This is a genomic window from Arhodomonas sp. KWT, assembly GCF_010993615.1.
In genome coordinates, this window is record NZ_WNXE01000116.1 from 4,050 (window position 1) to 6,540 (window position 2,491).

The following is a 2,491-nucleotide window of genomic DNA, read 5'->3' on the forward strand; positions in this document are numbered from 1 at the left end:
CGTGGCCGGGTCGAAGTCCGTCCACACGTCGCCGTTGACCACCCAGAACGGGGCCTCGCCGAGCAGCGGCAGCGCCCGCCGGATCCCGCCGCCGGTCTCCAGCGCGCTGTCGCCCTCGTCCGAGATCGTCACCTCGAGGCCCCAGGCACCGCCGTCGCCGAGGTACTCCCGCAGACGTGCGCCCTGCCAGGCGACGTTGACCACCACGCGGGTCACACCGGCCCGGGCCAGGGCCGTGAGGTGCCAGTCGATCAGCGGCCGGCCACCCGCGCACAGCATGGGCTTGGGCCGGTCGTCCGTCAGCGGGCGCATGCGCTCGCCGCGCCCGGCGGCCAGGATCATCGCGTGCATCACCCCCCCTCCTCTCCCACGCGGTAGCGCGCGAAGAGCTCGAGCAGCGGCGCCAGCTCCGGCCACGCGGCGGCCTCGCGGCGCACGTAGCGTGCGAACCGCGGCAGCTCAGGGAGATAACGGGACTTGCCGTCACGATAGTGCAGCCGGGCGAAGACCCCCAGGACCTTGAGATGACGCTGCACCGCCATCCAGTCCAGGTCCTGGCGGAACGCCGCCTCCCCCGGCAACGCCAGCCCGGATTCGGCGGCGCGCTCGCGGTATAGCGCGATCCAGCGCGTCTCGTCCGCCTCCGGCCACTCCCAGAACGCGTCGCGGAGCAGGCTCGCGAGATCGTAGGTCAGCGGACCGACGACGGCGTCCTGGTGATCGATCACGCCGGGCAGCCGCTCGCAGTCCATGAGGTTGCGGACCATGAAGTCCCGGTGCACCCCCACCCGCGGCTGGGCCAGTGCGCGCCCGATGAGCCGCTCGCACACCGCCTCCCAGTCTCGGCGCTCGGCGTCGTCCAGACGGATGCCCCGGTGACGGCCCAGGTACCAGTCGACGAACAGCGACAGCTCCCGGGCAAGCAGGTCCCGGTCATAGGGCGGCAGCCCGTCGGGCAGCGGCGCGGCCTGCCAGCGCACCAGGGCGTGGATGGCCGCCGGCATCAACCGTTCGCCCTCGCCGGCGTTGAGCCCGGCGAGATAGTCCCGACCGCCGAGATCCTCCAGCAGCGCCCAGCCACGCCCGGCATCCGACGCCAGCACCGCCGGGGCATGCAGACCGGCGTCGCGCAGCAGCCGGCCGGTCACCAGGAACCGCGCGAGCTGGGGCGAGTCCTCGCCCGCGACCATCAGCACGCACGTACCGGCCTCGTGAGCGACGCGGAAATAGCGCCGGTCACCGGCATCCCCGGTCATGGGTGCGAGCTGCACGCGGGCACCCAGCCGCGCCTCGATCCAGTCCTGCATCGCCGCCGTCGCGGTATTCGTGTCGCTGCCCTTCACGCCGGTCACGGCGCCTCCCCTGTGGCTGTTGGCAAAGGCGACGATGATACTACCAGCCCGCCGCCTCCCGGGACGCCCGTCGCCGGTCCTATGGCCGTAAAAGCGCCGGCGCGACGGGCAACGCCACGAGCGCGTTTGCGGCGGCGTGGGAGCTGTGCGAAGGTAGCGACGCCTTGCAGGAGAAGAACGCGTGACCCGGAAAACCCCACTGGTCCGCCTCGCATGGATTACCGCGCTCGCCACCCTGGCCCCCTCTGTCGCCGGGGCGGCCGACGGCCCGTGGGCGCTGTGCGGCCCGCCACTGACCCCGGCGCCCCTCGGTGATCCGGCCAAGCGCGACGACCCTGACACGCCCACGGAGGTGGACGCCGGCGCCGTACGCTACGACCAGGGACGCTACGTGCTCACCGGCGGCGCGGTGATCCGGCGCGCGGATCGCAAGGTCACCGCGGAGCGCATGGAGTACCGCACCGACCCGGAGCGCGTGAGCGCCAGCGGCGACGTCCACTACGAAGAGGCCGGTGCGGTGGTCACCGCGGACGAGGCCCGGATGAACCTGGACGCGGACACCGGGCGCTTCTCGGCGGTGACCTACCGGGTCGACGCCGGTCACCTCCAGGGCGACGCCAGCCGCGCCGAGCGCCTGGGTCCCGAGCGTGCCCGCTACTACGACGTGCGCCTGTCCACGTGCAACCCCGGCGAGGAGGTCTGGTGGCTGCACGCCGGCACGGTGACCATCGACCAGGAAGAAAACCAGGGCACGGCGACCAACGCCTGGCTGTCGGTCGCCGACGTGCCGGTGTTCTACTCCCCCTGGCTGCGCTTCCCGGTGGGCAGCGAGCGCCTGACGGGCTTTCTGGCGCCGAGCATCGGCCAGAGCAGCGACGGCGGATTCCAGGTCAGCACGCCCTGGTACTGGAACATCGCCCCGAACCGTGACGCCACCATCACGCCGACGTACTACACCAAGCGCGGCCTGATGCTGGGCGGCGAATTCCGGTACCTGGAGCCCTGGGCGGCGGGCGAGGTCCACGGCACCTACCTGCCCAACGACAGTGCCTACGGCGACGACCGCTGGCTCGTCCAGCAGCACCACCGCTTCGCGGCCGGAAAGCACTTCAGCGGCGAGCTCGAGCAGCGCCGGGTGA

Annotated in this window: 3 protein-coding genes; 1 reads left to right on the forward strand and 2 read right to left on the reverse strand. The window is 72.3% G+C overall.

What is annotated here, in order from left to right; all coding sequences use genetic code 11:
- Nucleotides 1-351, reverse strand: a 351-nt coding sequence (locus G7A99_RS14030) for a sugar phosphate nucleotidyltransferase (RefSeq protein ID WP_163141167.1), incomplete at its 3' end; no start/stop codon positions are given.
- A complete protein-coding gene (locus G7A99_RS14035; protein WP_240466288.1) occupies nucleotides 351-1,352 on the reverse strand; it encodes an aminoglycoside phosphotransferase family protein in 1,002 nt (333 codons plus the stop codon). The genes G7A99_RS14035 and G7A99_RS14030, both read right to left, overlap by 1 nt.
- 181 nt (nucleotides 1,353-1,533) lie before the next feature.
- On the opposite strand from G7A99_RS14035, the gene G7A99_RS14040 reads away from it, so the two are divergent.
- A partial coding sequence (locus G7A99_RS14040; protein WP_163141169.1) for an LPS-assembly protein LptD occupies nucleotides 1,534-2,491 on the forward strand: 958 nt, incomplete at its 3' end.